Raw genomic sequence first — 21,253 nt, 5'->3', positions numbered from 1 at the left:
TGGAAGCTCAGGGAAAGGAGCATGCACGCATGCAATCAATAGATATACACGAGGCGGTAGCTCGCCTTAATCCGCCTCAGCGTCAGGCTGTGGAGGCGGTAGATGGTCCGCTGCTGATTATGGCTGGCGCAGGCAGTGGTAAAACACGGGTGCTCACGCACCGAATAGCCTACCTCATCGCAACCCGCAAGACGGCTCCATGGGGCATTTTGGCGATTACCTTTACGAACAAGGCCGCGCGTGAGATGCAGGATCGCGTATCCAAGCTGATTGGCCCACAGGGAAGAGATGTGTGGGTATCCACCTTCCACTCGATGTGTGTGCGTATTTTACGTCGGGATATCGAGCGGATTGGATTTACCTCGAATTTCAGCATTTTGGATTCTACGGATCAATTGTCTGTCATTCGGAGCTGCATGAAGGATCTGAATATAGACACCAAAAAATTTGAACCCAAAGCGGTTCAGTCTATGATGAGTACGGCAAAAAATGAACTGGTCACTCCCGAAATGTATGAGCGCAAGATTGGCGACTATTTTGAAGGGATTGTGGCGAAGGTATATACCAAGTACCAACAGCGGCTCAAAAACAACAACTCTCTTGATTTTGATGATTTGATCATGGCAACGATTCAGCTGTTTAAAGAAGTACCTGAGGTACTGGACTTCTACCAGAAGAAATTTCAATACATTCATGTTGATGAATATCAGGATACAAACCGTGCGCAGTACATGCTGTGCAAAATGCTGGCCGACAAGCATCACCGGATTTGCGTAGTAGGTGACAGTGACCAATCCATCTATCGGTGGCGAGGTGCCGATATTAGCAACATTTTGAATTTTGAAGAGGACTACCCGGAAGCGCGTACCATTTTGCTGGAGCAGAACTACCGGTCCACCTCGAATATTCTCAATGCTGCCAATGAAGTCATTGGTCAAAATACAGGCCGCAAGCCGAAAAAACTATGGACTGACAAAGAAGGCGGCGCGAAGATTAAGGTTTACCGTGCTGATTCTGAACATGATGAGGGCTACTTTATCGCCTCAGAAATTCATAAGAATATTAAAGCGGGCAAAACCTATAGCCATCATGCCATTTTGTACCGTACGAATGCTCAGTCTCGGGTTGTCGAGGAAATTTTGATTAAATCGGATATTCCTTATCAGATCGTGGGCGGTATCAAGTTCTATGATCGGAAGGAAATTAAGGATTTGCTGGCGTATCTTCGCCTGCTCTCCAATCCTGACGACGACATCAGCTTGATCCGAATCATTAATGTGCCAAAACGAAGCATCGGAGACACAACCGTCGGTAAATTGCAGGCAGCTGCAGCGGAACGTGGAGTTTCGATTTTCCGTGTCCTACAAGTGGTAGACGATTTGGGCTTTGCAGGACGTACGCGCAATGCGTTGGTAGAGTTTTACGATATGATCGAAGGTTTAAGTCGGATGGTAGACTACCTGTCGGTTACCGAGTTAACAGAAAAAATGCTGGAAACCACCCAATATCGATTGGAACTGCAAAACGAGAATACACTCGAGTCACGCTCGCGTTTGGAGAATATTGATGAGTTCCTGTCGGTAACCATGGAATTTGAAAAAGGTGCGGAAGACAAGTCACTCGTCTCCTTCCTGACCGACCTTGCGCTGATTGCCGATATTGATTCCATGAATGACGACGAAGAAGAGCAAAGCGATGCGGTTGTATTGATGACCATGCATAGCGCCAAAGGTCTGGAGTTTCCCATCGTATTTATTGTCGGTATGGAGGAGGGAGTGTTTCCTCATAGTCGTGCCTTTCTGGATAACGAAGAACTGGAGGAGGAGCGCAGATTGGCGTATGTCGGGATTACCCGTGCAGAGGAGCAGTTGTTCCTTACATGCGCACAGATGCGCACTTTGTTTGGCCGCACCACAGCTAACCCGCCTTCCCGCTTTCTCGAAGAGATTCCGGACGAGTTAAAAGAGGATACGATTATCAAACGTGACCGCTACCGTCGTTCAGGCAATGTAGGCGGATCTTATGGTGGTCGCGGCCTGAATAAAGGTAGTGGTAGCAACTTTGGTGGAGAACGCTCGTTTGATACGATGAGCCGCAGTGGTTCGTCCGCTTCCGCGTCTCCCCGTGTAACCGTAACGACATCTTCATCCGCAAAACCAACTCCGGCTGCTTCGGCAGGAGGCCCATCCATTTTTGCTGCTGGAGACAAGGTACAGCATGGCAAATGGGGAATTGGAACCATTGTCGCAGTAAAAGGGACTGGTAATGATATGGAGCTTCAAATTGCTTTCCCGGCTCCAGTAGGGGTTAAACGACTGCTGGCTGGCTTTGCACCTATTACAAAAGTAGAATAAATCTCAAACATCACTAAATCTCGAACCTCATGAGTGGCAGTTTGGCTTAGCCTCTGCCCTGATGAAGTTCCCGGAGGGATACGCCTGCATGAACCCAATGCACAGGATGGAGCAGCTTGTTGCTGAACTGAACACATATAACTATCATTACTACACACTGGATGAACCCAAGATCAGCGACAAAGAATATGATGTGCTTTATGACGAGCTGGTAGCGCTCGAACAGACAAGCGGTCTTGTGCTGCCGGATTCGCCGACACAGCGTGTGGGCGGGGAGTTACTCAAAGGTTTCACACCACATCGCCACCTGGCTCCATTATGGAGCCTTGATAAAGCTCAGAATATGGAACAGCTGCGTGCATGGAACGCGCGTGTCGTGAAGCTGGTCAATGATTACAATACCAAGAACCCGGAGTCACCTTTGCCATCTCCAGGCTATGCCATAGAACTTAAATTCGATGGACTGACGCTAAACCTGACGTATACAGATGGACAGCTTGTACAGGCTTCTACCCGCGGTAATGGGGTGGTGGGTGAGGGAATACTGGCACAGGTAAAGACGATTAAATCCGTGCCACTTACAATTCCTTTTCGAAACGGAACCATTGAAGTACAGGGAGAAGGGATCATGAATCTCTCTGTATTGTCCAAATATAATGAGACTGCCGCGGACCCTCTTAAAAATGCACGCAACGCCGCAGCTGGTGCTTTGCGTAACTTGAATCCCAAAGTGACAGCAGAACGGCGATTGAATGCATTTTTCTACAATGTGGGATATGCAGACCGTATCCAGTTTAACAGCCACCAGGAAATGATGACTTTCCTGCGCGAAAATCATTTTAAGGTAAACCCTTACTTGACTTACTTTGATAATTTTGAAGATGTAATGGAGCAACTGATTGAGATCGAAGAGTCTCGTGCCGGATTGGATTACCTTATTGATGGGGCAGTATTGAAAATTACAGATATGCGCACACGTGAGGCTCTCGGGTATACCGATAAATTCCCACGCTGGGCGGTGGCATATAAGTTCGAAGCCGAGGAAACGACAACGGTGCTTAACTCGGTTGAGTGGAATGTAGGACGAACCGGTAAAATCACCCCACTCGCAAGGGTAGAGCCGGTAGAGCTGGCGGGAGTCACTGTACAAAATTGTACACTGAACAATGCTGGTGACATCGAGCGCAAAAACCTGAAGTTTGCTTTGGGTGCACGTGTGTTTATCCGTCGCTCAAACGATGTCATTCCGGAGATATTAGGAAAGGTAACGTCTGAGAACGACGGGGAGGAAATTGTCGTACCAGATCATTGTCCAGCCTGCGGGTTTCCGTTACAGCAGCGAGGTGCCCATTTGTTTTGCGACAATAAGCTGGGGTGTAAACCACAAATTGTAGCTCGTATTTCCCATTTTGCTTCACGTGATGCTATGGATATTGAGACATTCAGTGACAAAACGGCCATACAGCTGCATGACGAACTGGAAGTGCGCGAGCCTGCGGATTTGTATACACTCCAATATGATGATCTTGTGAAGCTGGAGCGGTTTGGTGAGAAAAAGGCCAGTAACCTCTTGGCGGCACTTGAAAAGAGTAAAGAGAGAGATTTGGCTTCTTTCCTTTATGCTCTGGGTATACCGAATACCGGTAAAGCAACAACACGCATGTTGGCTGAACACTACCGTGATTTGCACAAGACGATGTCCGCTACGGTGGAAGAACTGATAGAACTACCGGATGTGGGCGGGATTGTAGCCGAAAGCATTGTTGCTTTCTTTGCAGATCCATTTACTCAGGCGGGAATTGAAAAGATGCTGTCTCTAGGGGTGAAAGCTCAGGCCCCTGAAGCTCCGCAGGAGAAGAAGACAGACAGCTTTTTCAGCGGCAAAACGGTCGTGCTTACAGGTACCTTGCATCAGCTTACGCGTGACGAAGCTGCATCCAAGCTGGAGGCACTGGGAGCCAAAGTTGCGGGGTCTGTATCGAAAAAGACGGATCTAGTCATAGCTGGTGAAAAGGCTGGGAGTAAGCTGGCTAAGGCCCAACAGCTCGGAATTGACACCATAGAAGATGAGGATGAATTTATCAGACTGCTGGAACAAGAATAATAGTTTTGCAATGAGTGCAGTCATTCCGCTCTGGGGCGGGGTGGCTGCCTTATTATCTGTTGTATAGTAGGAAATAAAATAGATATAAATAAATGCTTGCTAAATAACTTTAGGCATGATATATTATTAGACGTTGCTTTGAGAGTATCATTTCTTGAAGCGAGGTTGCTGAAAAGATAATCGAAAAAAAAGATTTGACAAGAAAGTAACTAACATGATATGATCTAATTCCTGGCTCGTTGAACGAACGAGAACAGACAAGTTCTTTGAAAACTGAACAAATGGATGATGAAACAAAGATTTCTTCTTTTATAAAGAAGGATCGCTAGCATTAAAAATGAGCTTATCGCTCTTTCTATAAACCAACTTCTGTTGGTCTTTAATGGAGAGTTTGATCCTGGCTCAGGACGAACGCTGGCGGCGTGCCTAATACATGCAAGTCGAGCGGGGTTGTTTAGAAGCTTGCTTCTAAACAACCTAGCGGCGGACGGGTGAGTAACACGTAGGCAACCTGCCCACAAGACAGGGATAACTACCGGAAACGGTAGCTAATACCCGATACATCCTTTTCCTGCATGGGCGAAGGAGGAAAGACGGAGCAATCTGTCACTTGTGGATGGGCCTGCGGCGCATTAGCTAGTTGGTGGGGTAAAGGCCTACCAAGGCGACGATGCGTAGCCGACCTGAGAGGGTGATCGGCCACACTGGGACTGAGACACGGCCCAGACTCCTACGGGAGGCAGCAGTAGGGAATCTTCCGCAATGGGCGAAAGCCTGACGGAGCAACGCCGCGTGAGTGATGAAGGTTTTCGGATCGTAAAGCTCTGTTGCCAGGGAAGAACGTCTTGTAGAGTAACTGCTACAAGAGTGACGGTACCTGAGAAGAAAGCCCCGGCTAACTACGTGCCAGCAGCCGCGGTAATACGTAGGGGGCAAGCGTTGTCCGGAATTATTGGGCGTAAAGCGCGCGCAGGCGGCTCTTTAAGTCTGGTGTTTAATCCCGAGGCTCAACTTCGGGTCGCACTGGAAACTGGGGAGCTTGAGTGCAGAAGAGGAGAGTGGAATTCCACGTGTAGCGGTGAAATGCGTAGAGATGTGGAGGAACACCAGTGGCGAAGGCGACTCTCTGGGCTGTAACTGACGCTGAGGCGCGAAAGCGTGGGGAGCAAACAGGATTAGATACCCTGGTAGTCCACGCCGTAAACGATGAATGCTAGGTGTTAGGGGTTTCGATACCCTTGGTGCCGAAGTTAACACATTAAGCATTCCGCCTGGGGAGTACGGTCGCAAGACTGAAACTCAAAGGAATTGACGGGGACCCGCACAAGCAGTGGAGTATGTGGTTTAATTCGAAGCAACGCGAAGAACCTTACCAGGTCTTGACATCCCTCTGACCGGTCTAGAGATAGACCTTTCCTTCGGGACAGAGGAGACAGGTGGTGCATGGTTGTCGTCAGCTCGTGTCGTGAGATGTTGGGTTAAGTCCCGCAACGAGCGCAACCCTTATGCTTAGTTGCCAGCAGGTCAAGCTGGGCACTCTAAGCAGACTGCCGGTGACAAACCGGAGGAAGGTGGGGATGACGTCAAATCATCATGCCCCTTATGACCTGGGCTACACACGTACTACAATGGCCGGTACAACGGGAAGCGAAGCCGCGAGGTGGAGCCAATCCTAGAAAAGCCGGTCTCAGTTCGGATTGTAGGCTGCAACTCGCCTACATGAAGTCGGAATTGCTAGTAATCGCGGATCAGCATGCCGCGGTGAATACGTTCCCGGGTCTTGTACACACCGCCCGTCACACCACGAGAGTTTACAACACCCGAAGTCGGTGGGGTAACCCGCAAGGGAGCCAGCCGCCGAAGGTGGGGTAGATGATTGGGGTGAAGTCGTAACAAGGTAGCCGTATCGGAAGGTGCGGCTGGATCACCTCCTTTCTATGGAGAATCGTTTTCTGCGATGGAAACATTCAAATATGAAGCGTAAGCTTCAAAACTCAGGTTTAGGCCTGTTACTCACTCGTTGCTCAGTTTTGAGAGCTCAAACTCTCAAGCTTCGACGAATACTTCATTCACACATTCGTGTGGAACCGAAATATTCATCGGGTTTCGCTTCGATGAAGCGAATTGCACCTTGAAAACTGGATACCGAAACGAAATTGCGTTTTAGAATATTCCTTTAAGCTGATCTTGTGTAAACAAGTGAAATAAAGGTAGCAGGTAAGGAAAGATCTTTTGCCTCTGGCAAAAATCATTCTTTATCGAACATCGACATGTTCTTTCTTGGAAAGAAAAGTCTAGGTTAAGCTACAAAGAGCACACGGAGGATGCCTAGGCGCCAGGAGCCGACGAAGGACGTGGCGAACAACGATAAGGCCTCGGGGAGCTGTAAGCAAGCTTTGATCCGGGGATGTCCGAATGGGGAAACCCGGCTGTCTTCATCGACAGTCACTTTCTGCTGAATACATAGGCAGAATAGAGGCAGACCAGGGGAACTGAAACATCTAAGTACCCTGAGGAAGAGAAAACAATAGTGATTCCGTCAGTAGCGGCGAGCGAACGCGGATTAGCCCAAACCAAGGAGCTTGCTCCTTGGGGTTGTGGGACGTCTCACATGGAGTTACAAAGGAACCGGTTAGATGAAGAGGTCTGGAAAGGCCCGCCAGAGAAGGTAAAAGCCCTGTAGTTCAAAACTTGTTCTCTCCGAGACGGATCCCGAGTAGTGCGGGGCACGTGAAACCCCGTATGAATCCGGCAGGACCATCTGCCAAGGCTAAATACTCCCTGGCGACCGATAGTGAAGCAGTACCGTGAGGGAAAGGTGAAAAGCACCCCGGAAGGGGAGTGAAATAGATCCTGAAACCGTGTGCTTACAAGAAGTCAGAGCCCGATCTAGGGGTGATGGCGTGCCTTTTGTAGAATGAACCGGCGAGTTACGTTCCCGTGCAAGGTTAAGGTGAAGAGCTGAAGCCGCAGCGAAAGCGAGTCTGAATAGGGCGAATGAGTACGTGGACGTAGACCCGAAACCGGGTGATCTACCCCTGTCCAGGGTGAAGGTGCGGTAACACGCACTGGAGGCCCGAACCCACGCATGTTGAAAAATGCGGGGATGAGGTGGGGGTAGCGGAGAAATTCCAATCGAACCCGGAGATAGCTGGTTCTCCCCGAAATAGCTTTAGGGCTAGCCTCGGAAAGAAGAATCGTGGAGGTAGAGCACTGATTGGGTGCGGGGCCCGCAAGGGTTACCAAGCTCAGTCAAACTCCGAATGCCATAGATTTAGTTCCGGGAGTCAGACAGTGAGTGCTAAGATCCATTGTCGAAAGGGAAACAGCCCAGACCATCAGCTAAGGTCCCCAAGTGTGTGTTAAGTGGGAAAGGATGTGGAGTTGCACAGACAACCAGGATGTTGGCTTAGAAGCAGCCACCATTGAAAGAGTGCGTAATAGCTCACTGGTCGAGTGACTCTGCGCCGAAAATGTAACGGGGCTAAACACACCACCGAAGCTATGGCTTGATGCTTGCATCAGGGGTAGGGGAGCGTTGAATGCGGGTTGAAGGTGTACCGTAAGGAGCGCTGGACTGCATTCAAGTGAGAATGCCGGTATGAGTAACGAAAAGATCTGTGAGAATCAGATCCGCCGAAAGCCTAAGGGTTCCTGAGGAAGGTTCGTCCGCTCAGGGTAAGTCGGGACCTAAGGCGAGGCCGATAGGCGTAGTCGAAGGACAACAGGTCGAAATTCCTGTACCACCGTAATCCGTTATGAGCAATGGGGTGACGCAGTAGGGTAGTGACGCGGACTGATGGATGTCCGTCTAAGCAGTGAGGCTGGTGTGTAGGCAAATCCGCATATCATTAAGGCTGGGCTGTGATGGGGAGCGAAAATTGTAGTAGCGAAGGTCATGATCTCAGACTGCCAAGAAAAGCCTCTAGCCAGGAGAAGGTGCCCGTACCGCAAACCGACACAGGTAGGCGAGAAGAGAATTCTAAGGCGCGCGGAAGAACTCTCGTTAAGGAACTCGGCAAAATGACCCCGTAACTTCGGGAGAAGGGGTGCCTCGGTAGGGTGAATAGCCCGAGGGGGCCGCAGTGAAAAGGCCCAAGCGACTGTTTAGCAAAAACACAGGTCTGTGCGAAGCCGCAAGGCGAAGTATACGGGCTGACGCCTGCCCGGTGCTGGAAGGTTAAGGGGAGTGGTAAGCCCTTCGGGGCGAAGCTATGAACCGAAGCCCCAGTAAACGGCGGCCGTAACTATAACGGTCCTAAGGTAGCGAAATTCCTTGTCAGGTAAATTCTGACCCGCACGAATGGCGTAACGACTTGGGCGCTGTCTCAACGAGAGATCCGGTGAAATTTTAATACCTGTGAAGATGCAGGTTACCCGCGACAAGACGGAAAGACCCCATGGAGCTTTACTGCAGCTTGATATTGAATTTGGGTACGATCTGTACAGGATAGGTGGGAGCCGTTGAGCCTTGAGCGCCAGCTTGAGGGGAGGCATCCTTGGGATACCACCCTGATCGTATCTAGGTTCTAACTTGGTACCGTGAACCGGTGCGAGGACAGTGTCAGGTGGGCAGTTTGACTGGGGCGGTCGCCTCCTAAAGAGTAACGGAGGCGCCCCAAGGTTCCCTCAGAATGGTTGGAAATCATTCGAAGAGTGCAAAGGCAGAAGGGAGCTTGACTGCGAGACCTACAAGTCGAGCAGGGACGAAAGTCGGGCTTAGTGATCCGGTGGTACCGCATGGAAGGGCCATCGCTCAACGGATAAAAGCTACCCTGGGGATAACAGGCTTATCTCCCCCAAGAGTCCACATCGACGGGGAGGTTTGGCACCTCGATGTCGGCTCATCGCATCCTGGGGCTGAAGTAGGTCCCAAGGGTTGGGCTGTTCGCCCATTAAAGCGGTACGCGAGCTGGGTTCAGAACGTCGTGAGACAGTTCGGTCCCTATCTGTCGTGGGCGTAGGAAATTTGAGAGGAGCTGTCCTTAGTACGAGAGGACCGGGATGGACGTACCGCTGGTGTACCAGTTGTTCCGCCAGGAGCACCGCTGGGTAGCTATGTACGGAAGGGATAAGCGCTGAAAGCATCTAAGCGTGAAGCCCCCCTCAAGATGAGATTTCCCAGTATGTAAGACCCCTTGAAGACGACGAGGTAGATAGGTTGGGGGTGGAAGTGCAGTAATGCATGGAGCTGACCAATACTAATCGGTCGAGGGCTTATCCTAAGATAAAACGCAAATGAGTTTCGGATCCAGTTTTCAGGGTGTAACCTTGAACGTATGTACAAGAGACATACGACAAGCGCATGGCTATTCATTCACACGATAAGTGATGAAGCGAATAACCGTACGATAGAATTTGCATAGCAAATTCATGTTTGGTGGCGATAGCGGAGGGGTTCCACACGTACCCATCCCGAACACGACCGTTAAGCCCTCCAGCGCCGATGGTACTTGGACCGCAGGGTCCTGGGAGAGTAGGACGTCGCCAAGCAAAAGTGAAAAGGATGATAATCTCAATGAGATTATCATCCTTTTTTATGCATTTTTAGATGGCCACCTGCTTCTAAGGTTGACAGAGAGAATGGGGTTTGCCACACTCTAAGTGTGTAATCTTTTTTATGGATGTCCAAGTATACGAGCGAGGTGATGAAGATATGGAGATCAGACAATTACAGCGTGAGGAATTTGAAGCGGCTATTGAATTATCTCAATATGCTTTTCAGTTTACAATGTCCCTAGAGGATCTGGAAAAGGCCAAGAAGAAATTCAAACCAGAACAAACATGGGGAATATTCGACGGACATGACTTAAATGCTAAACTGACTTTGTTACCGCTTCAGGTATACATAAATGGTCAGGTTTTTGATATGGGGGGCATTGCTGGTGTGGCGACGTGGCCAGAAAAGCGTCGCGGAGGCATGGTATCACGTTTATTGACGCATGCACTTGAAGAGATGAAGTCTGCGGGACAAAGTCTTTCTTTTTTGCATCCATTCTCCTTTGCCTTCTACCGTAAATTTGGATGGGAAACGTATACAGAGTACAAAAAATACGTCATTCCCATTGATAAATTCCCTGCAAAACTTAAAACAGAAGGTACAGTCAAACGCGATATCAAGGATATTTCAGAACTGGACCAAGTGTATCAAGCGTATGCATCTCGTTATAATGGCACGCTGGTACGAGATAAGGAATGGTGGCAAGAGCGGATTTTAAGTGAGAACTATCGAACTGCGGTATATTACTCAGAAACAGGCGATCCGCAAGGATATGCACTATACAAAATTGAAGATAAACAGTTGAATTGTGATGAGTTGGTATATGAAAATGAGACGGCTCGTCGGGCTTTATGGACTTATTTTGCAAATCATGACTCAATGATAACCCAAGGTAAATTTATTTACGTTCCAGCAGATGACAATTTGCCATTTTTACTTGATGATCCTCGAATTCAACAGGAAACTGTGCCTTATTTTATGGGGCGTATTGTGGATGCAGCTGCTTTTGTAGAAAGATTCCCTTTTGAGCAGATTGGAGAGGAAACAAGTTTAACCTTAAATCTGACTGATCGGTATGCTCCATGGAATGAAGGAGTATGGAGATTAACGATTACGACGAAAGGGCAAGGGTGTCTGGAGAGAGTGAACAAAAGCATTTCATCTAAAAATGCCATAGTAGTTGACTTGAAACTTGGGATTCAGTCACTGACGACTCTGATGCTTGGCTACCAGCAGGTTGATGATCTGTGTAAATGGGGGCGTATTGAAGGTAGCAGTGAGTATGTGTCTGCCCTTAAACGCGTAATACCAGTAAATCAAACGTTTTTATTGGATTTTTTCTGATAAAGGCCTATTTAGATCTTTTAAGCTCATCTTTCAGAGAATATAACTTGTGTGGTTATCATTATTTTCAACTCTTTCTGTAATGGGAAGAGTTTTTTTATGGTATTGTATAAAACATAATTAGATTGCGAAAAATGGTATTGACCCCTTGGCAAAAATGAATAATGTGCTATAATGTGAATATAGTCAAAGAAAGTCAAAGTCAATCAAACCTAGTGTGATTCTGTAGAAATATTATGCTGATGGATTGGCCGTATGAAGTAATTTCGATAGTAAAGAAGCAAACGAGAATTGAAATGATTTGCGTATAGTTAGGAGCTGACTCTTATGAACATAAGAGAAGTGTATGATTAATCGCAAATAAAGGCCACACTAGAGACAAGACGGTACATTTCAATGGATGTAGAACAGGCAATAGCCTCAATACAGCTTAGATTCGTGACTTTACCGTTTGGTTAAGTTCAATATACGGCGGACTCTGTGGAGCGTGAAATGTACTTGAATACTTGCGTTTCCGTTAGTGGAGGATGATGAAATGCGCAATGTTTCCGATATTATTGAACAATATTTGAAGAGTATATTGCTGGAAAGTCCCCAAGGTTTGGTGGAGATTCAGCGCAATGATCTGGCTGACCGCTTTTCCTGCGTTCCGTCGCAAATTAATTATGTAATTAGCACCCGGTTTACGCTGGAAAAAGGCTATGTGGTGGAAAGTAAACGCGGTGGTGGGGGCTACATTCGTATTCAGCGAATTCAGCTACCCGCACAGCATGCCATCCATACACATCTTCATCAGAGCATCGGGGAGGAAATTAGCCAATCAGCAGCAGAAGGACTGATTTATCAGTTAGAGGAAGCCCATTTTTTAAGCAAAAGGGAAGCTAATCTAATGAAGGCTGCTTTATCGAGAGATACATTATTACTGAAGCTTCCCTATCGTGATCAACTGCGAGCAAGATTGCTTAAGGCTATGCTGATCTCGTTGCTGGCGACCAAATAGTGTGTGAATAGAGACTAATGTTTGGATGTAGGGTGGGTATTAAATCCTGACATTGAAGGAGGTGCTTTTATGCTGTGCCAAGAATGTAATATGCGGCCGGCAACTTTGCATTTCACCAAAATTGTGAATGGCGAAAAGACAGAGTTTCATATTTGTGAGACGTGTGCGAAGGAAAAAGGGGAGATGATCCCTGGAACACCTAACGGCTTTTCAATTCATAGCTTGCTGTCGGGGATGTTGGATTTTGACTCCAGTACAAAGAGCCAGTCTCCAGGCCACAGTGGTCCGCAGAACCTGCAATGCAAGGATTGTGGCATGACCTATGCACAGTTTAGTAAGCTGGGACGTTTCGGATGCCCGTCGTGCTATCAATATTTTGATAATCGTCTGGACCCTCTGTTCAAGCGTGTGCATGGCAGTACGAATCATGTTGGTAAAGTTCCGGTTCGCACTGGTGGCCGACTGAAGGTTAAACGGCAAATTGACGATTTGAAAAAAGAGATGCAACAGCACATTGTACAGGAAGAGTTTGAATCAGCTGCTGAGCTTAGGGATCAAATCAGAGAGCTTGAAAAAGAAATGACTGAAGAGTAAAGTTTGTGAAGAGTAGGAGGGATGCGTAATGCCCAATATTCGGTTTACGGAGAAGCCGCTAAGTGACTGGATGCGTGGTGATGCTGCGGATTCGGAGATTGTCATTAGCAGCCGGGTAAGAATTGCGCGTAACTTGCAGCATCTGCCTTTTCCCATGCTTGCTACCAATCAGCAGTCGGCAGAAGCACTTCAGCGCTTGACGGATATCCTTCAGTATGATGATTTAGGCGGTTTTGGTACTTTTCATACGTTGAAAATATCCGAGTTGGATGAGATCGACAAGCAGGTGCTGGTTGAGAAGCATTTGATTAGTCCTAATTTGGCGAACGAATCTCGTAACGGTGCTGTCTTAATTAGCGATGATGAATCGGTTAGTGTTATGATAAACGAAGAGGATCATCTGCGTATCCAGTGCTTATATCCGGGATGTCAGGTTAGAGAAGCTTGGGAACGCGCTATGGTTATTGATGATGCATTTGAAGCGCATGTTGATTATGCATTTGATGATCGGAGAGGTTTTCTAACCAGTTGTCCAACGAATGTCGGCACAGGTATGAGAGCTTCGGTGATGATGCATTTGCCCGCATTAGTCATGACTCATCAAATCAATCGTATATTGTCTGCTGTTTCACAGGTAGGTCTTACAGTTCGCGGCATTTACGGTGAAGGCAGCGAAGCGGTCGGAAATTTGTTTCAGGTGTCTAATCAGATTACACTGGGACAAACCGAAGCGGAGATTATTGAGAATCTACATGGCGTGGTGCTACAAATTATTGAGCACGAGCGTTCTGCCAGAGAAAGGCTAATGAATGAATCTATGCTGCGAATTACAGATCGGGTGATGCGTTCATTCGGTATTTTGTCGTATGCAGCAGTATTGGATTCCAAGGAGGCTGCACAGCGGCTGTCTGATGTACGTCTTGGCGTAGATTTGGGAATTTTGGAGCGTCCTTCCACCGCAGCGATGAATGAGCTGAATGTGATGACACAACCCGGGTTCCTGCAAAAAAGCTTTGGGGATAAAATGAATACCGAAGAGCGCGATATGTACCGGGCGAAGCTGATCCGGCAAAAATTAGGCACAACCCTTTAATATATAAAATGATCTGAAATACACACTGTGGAGGTGCAGGATATATGATGTTTGGAAGATTTACGGAACGTGCACAGAAAGTGCTTGCTTTGGCTCAGGAAGAAGCAGTTCGATTGGGACACAACAACATTGGTACAGAGCACATTTTGCTAGGCCTCATTCGTGAAGGTGAAGGAATAGCAGCGAAAGCCTTAATCGGTTTGGGCCTGGGACTGGAAAAAATCCAGGATGAAGTGGAAACGTTGATTGGACGCGGTCAAGAGCAACCGACGAACATTGCCTATACTCCACGTGCCAAAAAAGTCATCGAACTGTCTATGGATGAAGCCCGCAAACTGGGCCATACCTATGTAGGTACAGAACATATTTTGCTGGGTCTTATTCGTGAAGGCGAAGGCGTAGCAGCACGGGTACTGAATAACCTGGGCATCAGTCTGAACAAAGCGCGTCAGCAAGTGCTTCAATTGCTCGGCAGCAGCGAGGCTGTTTCCAGCCATCACGGTGCTCCAGCTAATGTCAGCACGCCAACCCTGGACAGTCTGGCACGCGATCTGACGGCATCTGCGAAGGAAAACAACCTGGACCCTGTTATTGGGCGTAGCAAGGAAATTGAACGCGTAATTCAGGTGCTCAGCCGCCGTACAAAGAACAATCCGGTTCTGATTGGTGAGCCTGGGGTAGGTAAAACGGCGATTGCCGAAGGATTGGCTCAAAAAATCATAGCGAATGAGATTCCCGAAACGTTGCGCGACAAGCGCGTAATGACACTGGATATGGGCTCTGTGGTAGCAGGCACCAAGTATCGTGGCGAATTCGAGGATCGTTTGAAAAAGATTATGGACGAGATTCGTCAAGCGGGTAATATCGTGTTGTTCATTGACGAGCTGCATACGCTGATTGGTGCTGGTGGAGCGGAAGGCGCAATTGATGCGTCCAACATCCTGAAACCTGCTCTGGCACGTGGCGAGCTGCAATGCATCGGTGCGACCACGCTGGATGAATACCGCAAATATATTGAGAAAGATGCTGCTTTGGAGCGTCGCTTTCAACCCATTACAGTGGATCAACCTTCTCCAGAAGAGGCGATTCAAATTCTGTATGGTCTGCGTGACCGTTACGAAGCGCATCACCGTGTAAAGATCACAGATGAGGCTATTGAAGCGGCCGTAAAATTGTCAGATCGTTATATCACCGACCGCTTCCTGCCAGATAAGGCTATTGACCTTATTGATGAAGCGGGCTCCAAAGTAAGGCTGAATTCTTACACTGTACCGCCAAACCTGAAACAGCTGGAAAACCGTCTGGAAGATATCCGTAAAGAAAAGGATTCAGCGGTACAAAGTCAGGAGTTTGAAAAAGCGGCAGCGTTGCGCGATACAGAGCAAAAAATCCGCGAAGAGCTAGACGTGACGAAAAACCAATGGAAAGAACAACAGGGGCGTACAGATTCTGAAGTTACCCCAGAGGATATCGCTCAAGTCGTTGCAATCTGGACAGGTGTTCCAGTCAGCAAGCTGAAAGAGGAAGAAACACACCGCTTGTTGAATATGGAAGAGTTGCTGCATGAGCGGGTAATTGGACAGGACGAAGCAGTTAAGGCAGTAAGCCGGGCGATTCGCCGGGCACGTGCCGGACTGAAAGATCCGAAGCGTCCAATTGGGTCCTTTATTTTCCTCGGTCCAACTGGGGTTGGTAAAACAGAGTTGGCACGCGCCTTGGCTGAATCCATGTTTGGAGATGAAAATGCGGTTATCCGTATTGATATGTCTGAATATATGGAGAAACACTCAACGTCTCGTCTGGTAGGAGCGCCTCCAGGGTACGTTGGATATGAGGAAGGCGGTCAACTGACCGAGAAGGTACGCCGTAAGCCTTACTCTGTTGTATTGCTGGATGAAATTGAAAAAGCACACCCAGAAGTATTCAATATTCTTCTGCAAGTACTGGAAGATGGTCGTCTGACAGATTCCAAAGGTCGTGTCGTTGATTTCCGTAATACACTCATCATCCTAACATCAAATGTTGGTGCACAGGCGATTAAACGTAACTCCACGCTTGGTTTTACAGCTGTAGTGGACGCTGGAGCGGATTACGATAATATGAAGGGCAAAGTGATGGATGAATTGAAGAAAAGTTTCCGTCCTGAGTTCTTGAACCGGATTGATGAAATTATCGTTTTCCATTCTCTCGAAGAAAAACATATTGCTGAAATTGTGTCACTCATGTCTGAGGAGCTGCGTAAGCGCCTGAATGAGTATGAAGTGGACTTCGAGTTGACAGACAATGCTAAAAAATTCCTTGCCAAGGAAGGCTTTGATCCAGCGTATGGTGCGCGTCCATTGCGTCGTGCAATCCAGAAGCATATTGAAGATCGCCTGTCCGAGGAACTATTGACTGGCAACATCACTAAAGGTGACTCTCTCTTCATTGATGAGGAGAACGGTGCATTGACTGTAACGAAAAAGGATAATGTATCTGCCAAGTCCTAAGGCAGTTTACTAAATAAATAGTAGAAAAGGGTGTCTCGCAGGCTGGAAAGCTATTGCGAAGACACCCTTTTTGTGTATAAAACACGGTGAAAAGGTTGGGTAAATGCTTTGGGAAAGTTTGTGATATTGCTTTACGTCCGCCAAGCTTCAATGGTAAACTTTTATTGTTACAGCTCTTTCTGGGCTGTATGAACATAAATTTGACATCATCGTCGTCAATAAGGAGCCAAGGAACAAAGTATGGCTAAAGTGAAAACTAAGTTTTCCTGTACGGAATGTGGATATGAATCGCCCAAATGGTACGGAAAATGTCCTGGATGCCAGGCATGGAATTCCATGGTCGAAGAAACGGAAAGCGTTGTAAAAACTCAAGGAATGGGGTCTTCCCTTCTTACTCATAGCACAAAAGACAAGCCACTCCCTATTATAGAGGTGGAGAGTGGCAAAGAAACACGAATTTTGACGGGAATTGGCGAATTGAATCGAGTACTCGGTGGAGGTGTGGTGCCGGGTTCACTCGTTTTGGTGGGCGGTGATCCGGGAATCGGTAAATCTACGCTTATGCTGCAAACATCTAATGAGCTGGCTTTAACTGGTTTAAAGGTGCTGTACGTGTCTGGTGAGGAATCTGTCCGTCAAACGAAACTACGTGCAGATCGACTCGGTGCCTTGTCCCCCAGCCTATACGTATTATGTGAGACGAATTTGGAGACGATTGAAGAAGCGGTGGACAGCTTGAAGCCGGAGTTTTTGGTCATCGACTCGATACAGACTGTATATTTGCCTGAGGTGACGAGTGCACCAGGTAGTGTGGCTCAGGTGCGGGAATGTACTTCACGCTTTATGCGAATTGCCAAGGGGCTAGGTATTGCTACGGTACTGGTAGGGCATGTGACCAAGGAAGGTGCCATTGCAGGTCCGCGTTTGTTGGAACATATGGTTGATTGTGTGCTTTATTTTGAAGGAGAGCGTCATCATACGTATCGGCTTTTGCGTGCAGTTAAAAATCGTTTTGGTTCTACAAATGAAATTGGTATTTTTGAAATGGCTGAAAGCGGTTTGCGTGAGGTATCCAATCCTTCCGAGTTGTTTCTGTCTGAACGCCCACTAGGGGTGGCGGGTTCTACTGTTGTAGCCAGTATGGAAGGAACCCGGCCTGTATTGGTTGAACTGCAAGCATTGATTGCAGCTACGCATTTTCCATCTCCACGCCGGATGGGCACAGGAGTCGATCATCATCGAATGGGATTAATCATAGCCGTGCTAGAAAAGCGGATGGGCATGTTTTTGCAAAACCAGGACGCTTATCTCAACGTAGCCGGAGGTGTAAAGTTGGATGAACCGGCGGTAGATTTGGCTATAGCTGTGAGTATTGCTTCCAGCTTTAGAGATGCTCCTACAAAGCCGTATGATGTGATTTTTGGCGAGGTGGGACTGACAGGTGAGGTGCGCGCGGTATCCCGAGCAGAACAGCGAGTACGAGAAGCGGAGAAACTAGGTTTCAAACGGGTGATCATGCCGGAGAAAAGCTTGAAGGGTTGGACACATCCGAAAGGGATACAAATTATAGGAGTAGGAACGGTGGCAGATGCACTAGCAGCCGCATTAGATTAGGGGGCATTGAGAATGAAAGAAGCGAGCCAACTGGATAAAATGAACGATTTGCTGCGGCTTGTGGCACCGGGAACTCCCTTTCGCGACGGGTTGGAAAACGTTTTGCGTGCCAAAACGGGTGCTCTTCTGGTCGTTGGCTATAGCCCAGAAGTTATGGAAGTCGTGGATGGCGGTTTCTCCATCAATTGTGATTTTTCACCGAACTATTTATATGAGTTGGCTAAAATGGACGGCGCAATCATATTAAGCGAGGATTTAAAACGAATTTTATATGCCAATACGCAACTGATTCCGGACTCCTCCATTTCTTCAATTGAAACAGGAATTCGGCACCGGACAGCAGAACGAGTTGCAAAGCAGACTGGCAAATTAGTTGTGTCTATTTCCCAGCGGCGTAATATTATTACCTTGTATCAGGGGACATTACGGTATGCGCTCAAGGAAATCGGGGTTATTTTAACGAAAGCCAATCAGGCTATTCAGACGTTAGAAAAATATAGATCTGTGTTGGGGCAAGCCTCTACGAATTTGACAGCATCTGAATTTGAAGAGCTGGTTACCATGCCGGAGGTCGTTAATGTCATCCAACGGATCGAAATGGTGCTGCGCATCAAAATGGAGATCAAACGATTTATTAACGAGCTCGGAAATGAGGGCCGTCTAATTAGTATGCAGATGGAAGAGCTTGTCAGCAATATTGAGGAAGAAGCATGGTTGTTGTATAAGGATTATGCCAAAGACGATAGCGACGAAAAGATTCGTGAAATTATATTGGGACTCAAACGTTCTACGGACGACGAATTGTTGGATGTGAATCATATTGTACGTTTACTAGGCTACCCTTCTTCAGCTGCGACATCAGAGGAGTATATTGCTGCACGCGGCTATCGGGTACTGAACAAGATACCGCGTTTACCGAATGTGATTATTCATAATCTGGTAGAGCGGTTTGGACGTTTTCCACATGTCATCACAGCAACGATAGAAGAACTGGATGAAGTGGATGGTATTGGAGAGGTTCGTGCGCGTACGATTAAAGAAGGTCTTAAACGTTTGCAGGAACAAGTTTTCATTGACAGGCAAATGTAAATGTAATACAGTAAAAGGATTATAATGGAACAATTCATACATTGAGGTGAAGAGATGATTACCAAATCAATTCCGAACTTGTGTACCTTAGGTAACTTGTTTCTCGGAATGATCGCCATTTTATTGGCTGTAGACGGAAAATACAGTCTTGCCGCTATTATGGTTATTGTCGCCATGTTGTTGGACGGACTGGATGGAAGAATGGCCCGGGTCCTGAATGCCCAAAGCGAATTCGGTAAAGAACTGGACTCCTTATCAGATATGATATCTTTTGGTGTTGCTCCCGCAGTTATTATGTACATGGTTGCTTTTCATGATGCGAATTCGGCTCTCGCTTGGACGGTTACTGCCATTTTCCCGATGTGCGGAGCGTTGCGTTTGGCTCGATTTAACGTACGTCCTGGTGTACCAGGTTATTTTACGGGTCTACCAATTCCGGCAGCAGGTGGCGTATTAGCCACTTTGTCCTTATTCCATAACGATATTTCTTTGTTATACATGTCGATTGCCATGTTGCTGGTCTCTTATTTGATGGTCAGCTCCATGAAATATCCAAATTTTAAAAAGGTTGGCCTCCCGAAAAAAGCAATTTGGGTGGCTCCATGGGTCGTAATTGCAGCGGTGGTGTTGGCTGTTAAATTCCCTGACCAGCTGTCGAAGCTGATTTTTGTGCCACTGGTGCTGTATGCATTGTATGGTATGAAGCTGAACATTCGTAAACTATCACGCAGACGTGGGCGTGATCGGGATCGTTCCAGTCAGGAAGAACAGGACGATCAATATCGTCATTCACAGCGGTAGTATCAAGCAAGTATAAGCATTTATTTCCTTGAATTATTTCAAGGAGATAAATGCTTTTTTTATGCATAAAAAGTGAAAACACAGGGTTAGTTATGTGGGAAATGGATCATACTGGTAAGAGAAATGCTATGTATCCAATAAATAGCAGACTAATGAAAAGAAAATAAAGGAGGTATAGAGATTCAATGTGGAGAAAGGCTATTTTAACTTTTACAGGATTGTGCGGAGCATGGTTTGGCTATACGTTATACCAGCGGGTAGGGGGCATTGTATCGTGGATGCCAGAATGGTTGAGTGATGGGTCTTTACCGGGAATGGTTGTTTGGATGATGGCGGGAGCAGTGTTATTTATGGCCGGGTGCTCATTCGCAGGAGCATCCGTGGCGAACCGGTTGCAACAGGGCATTGAAGGCTTGGTACGAATTCCGATGAACGAGATGATGGCAGGTGTGATTGGTTTAGCGGTGGGATTGATACTTTCCTTAGCAGTCTATCCGCTTTTTTCATGGTTGGGGGCCCCGGGTCAACTTATCCAGACGGCTGTTACCGTGATATGTGGATATGTGGGATTAATGGTTGGACTAGAAAAGCGGGACGAGCTGTCATCCTTTTGGAGTTCTGGCTTTTTTGGTCGGGGAACGGGTGCAGAAGAACGCAAGCTGGAGGAACATAAAATTTTGGACACCAGCGTCATTATAGATGGGCGTATTGCAGATATCTGCAAGACAGGTTTTATTGAAGGAACGATTGTGATTCCTGAATTTGTGTTAGAGGAGCTTCAGCATATTGCAGATTCATCAGATTTACTTAAGCGTAATCGTGGACGACGGGGCCTGGATATTTTGAATAAAATCCAAAAAGAGCTGGATGTGAATGTGCTCATTTACGAAGGTGATTTTGAGGAAATTTCAGAGGTTGACAGTAAGTTGGTCAAGCTGGCAAAGGTGTTACAGGGTAAAGTTGTAACTAACGATTTTAACCTGAATAAAGTATGCGAACTGCAAGGTGTATCAGTGCTGAATATTAACGATTTGGCGAATGCAGTGAAGCCTGTCGTACTACCCGGTGAGGAAATTATGGTGCAGATTATTAAAGACGGCAAGGAGCATGGGCAGGGTGTAGCCTATCTGGATGATGGTACGATGATTGTTGTGGAAGGCGGACGTGACTATATTGGCTCTCTTATGGAGGTGCTGGTCACGAGTGTACTTCAGACCTCTGCCGGACGTATGATCTTTGCCAAACCGAAATTATTGGAAAAAGCTCAATAA

At 47.2% G+C, this 21,253-nt stretch carries 11 protein-coding genes and 3 rRNA genes; all 14 read left to right on the top strand.

What is annotated here, in order from left to right:
* Positions 1-29 precede the first annotated feature (29 nt).
* Entirely contained in the window at positions 30-2,354 is a 2,325-nt protein-coding gene (gene pcrA / locus NSS94_RS22125) for a DNA helicase PcrA (RefSeq protein ID WP_029514509.1), read from the top strand.
* A gap of 88 nt (positions 2,355-2,442) precedes the next feature.
* Positions 2,443-4,458 (top strand): NAD-dependent DNA ligase LigA, encoded by a 2,016-nt coding sequence (gene ligA / locus NSS94_RS22120; RefSeq protein ID WP_029514508.1) that lies wholly within the window; start codon positions 2,443-2,445, stop codon positions 4,456-4,458.
* Between the two features lie 379 nt (positions 4,459-4,837).
* Positions 4,838-6,393 (top strand): 16S ribosomal RNA (locus NSS94_RS22115).
* A gap of 362 nt (positions 6,394-6,755) precedes the next feature.
* A 23S ribosomal RNA gene (locus tag NSS94_RS22110) occupies positions 6,756-9,683 on the top strand.
* A gap of 151 nt (positions 9,684-9,834) precedes the next feature.
* Positions 9,835-9,951: ribosomal RNA gene (gene rrf / locus NSS94_RS22105) — 5S ribosomal RNA — on the top strand.
* Together the 16S, 23S and 5S rRNA genes form the textbook arrangement of a ribosomal RNA operon.
* 163 nt (positions 9,952-10,114) lie before the next feature.
* On the top strand, positions 10,115-11,302 hold the full coding sequence (locus NSS94_RS22100; protein ID WP_029514507.1) for a GNAT family N-acetyltransferase: 1,188 nt from the start codon (positions 10,115-10,117) through the stop codon (positions 11,300-11,302).
* Between the two features lie 535 nt (positions 11,303-11,837).
* Entirely contained in the window at positions 11,838-12,302 is a 465-nt protein-coding gene (locus NSS94_RS22095; protein WP_013312188.1) for a CtsR family transcriptional regulator, read from the top strand.
* A gap of 69 nt (positions 12,303-12,371) precedes the next feature.
* On the top strand, positions 12,372-12,896 hold the full coding sequence (locus NSS94_RS22090; RefSeq protein WP_029514506.1) for a UvrB/UvrC motif-containing protein: 525 nt from the start codon (positions 12,372-12,374) through the stop codon (positions 12,894-12,896).
* A gap of 28 nt (positions 12,897-12,924) precedes the next feature.
* Positions 12,925-13,989, top strand: a complete 1,065-nt coding sequence (locus NSS94_RS22085) for a protein arginine kinase (RefSeq protein ID WP_029514505.1) — start codon at positions 12,925-12,927, stop codon at positions 13,987-13,989.
* Between the two features lie 44 nt (positions 13,990-14,033).
* Positions 14,034-16,478, top strand: a complete 2,445-nt coding sequence (clpC, locus tag NSS94_RS22080) for an ATP-dependent protease ATP-binding subunit ClpC (protein WP_023990572.1) — start codon at positions 14,034-14,036, stop codon at positions 16,476-16,478.
* A 240-nt stretch (positions 16,479-16,718) separates the two neighbouring features.
* Entirely contained in the window at positions 16,719-18,092 is a 1,374-nt protein-coding gene (gene radA / locus NSS94_RS22075) for a DNA repair protein RadA (RefSeq protein ID WP_013312184.1), read from the top strand.
* 12 nt (positions 18,093-18,104) lie between these two features.
* A complete protein-coding gene (disA, locus tag NSS94_RS22070; RefSeq protein ID WP_013312183.1) occupies positions 18,105-19,181 on the top strand; it encodes a DNA integrity scanning diadenylate cyclase DisA in 1,077 nt (358 codons plus the stop codon).
* A 54-nt stretch (positions 19,182-19,235) separates the two neighbouring features.
* Positions 19,236-19,982, top strand: a complete 747-nt coding sequence (gene pssA / locus NSS94_RS22065) for a CDP-diacylglycerol--serine O-phosphatidyltransferase (protein WP_069011498.1) — start codon at positions 19,236-19,238, stop codon at positions 19,980-19,982.
* 185 nt (positions 19,983-20,167) lie between these two features.
* Positions 20,168-21,253, top strand: coding sequence for a PIN/TRAM domain-containing protein (locus tag NSS94_RS22060; RefSeq protein ID WP_029514502.1), 1,086 nt, complete (start codon positions 20,168-20,170; stop codon positions 21,251-21,253).

The organism is Paenibacillus sp. FSL L8-0644, from assembly GCF_038008165.1.
In the GTDB taxonomy this organism is placed as follows: Bacteria; Bacillota; Bacilli; order Paenibacillales; family Paenibacillaceae; genus Paenibacillus; species Paenibacillus polymyxa_D.
Note: the sequence above shows the minus strand (reverse complement) of the source record. Positions and strands in the feature narration are given on the sequence as shown.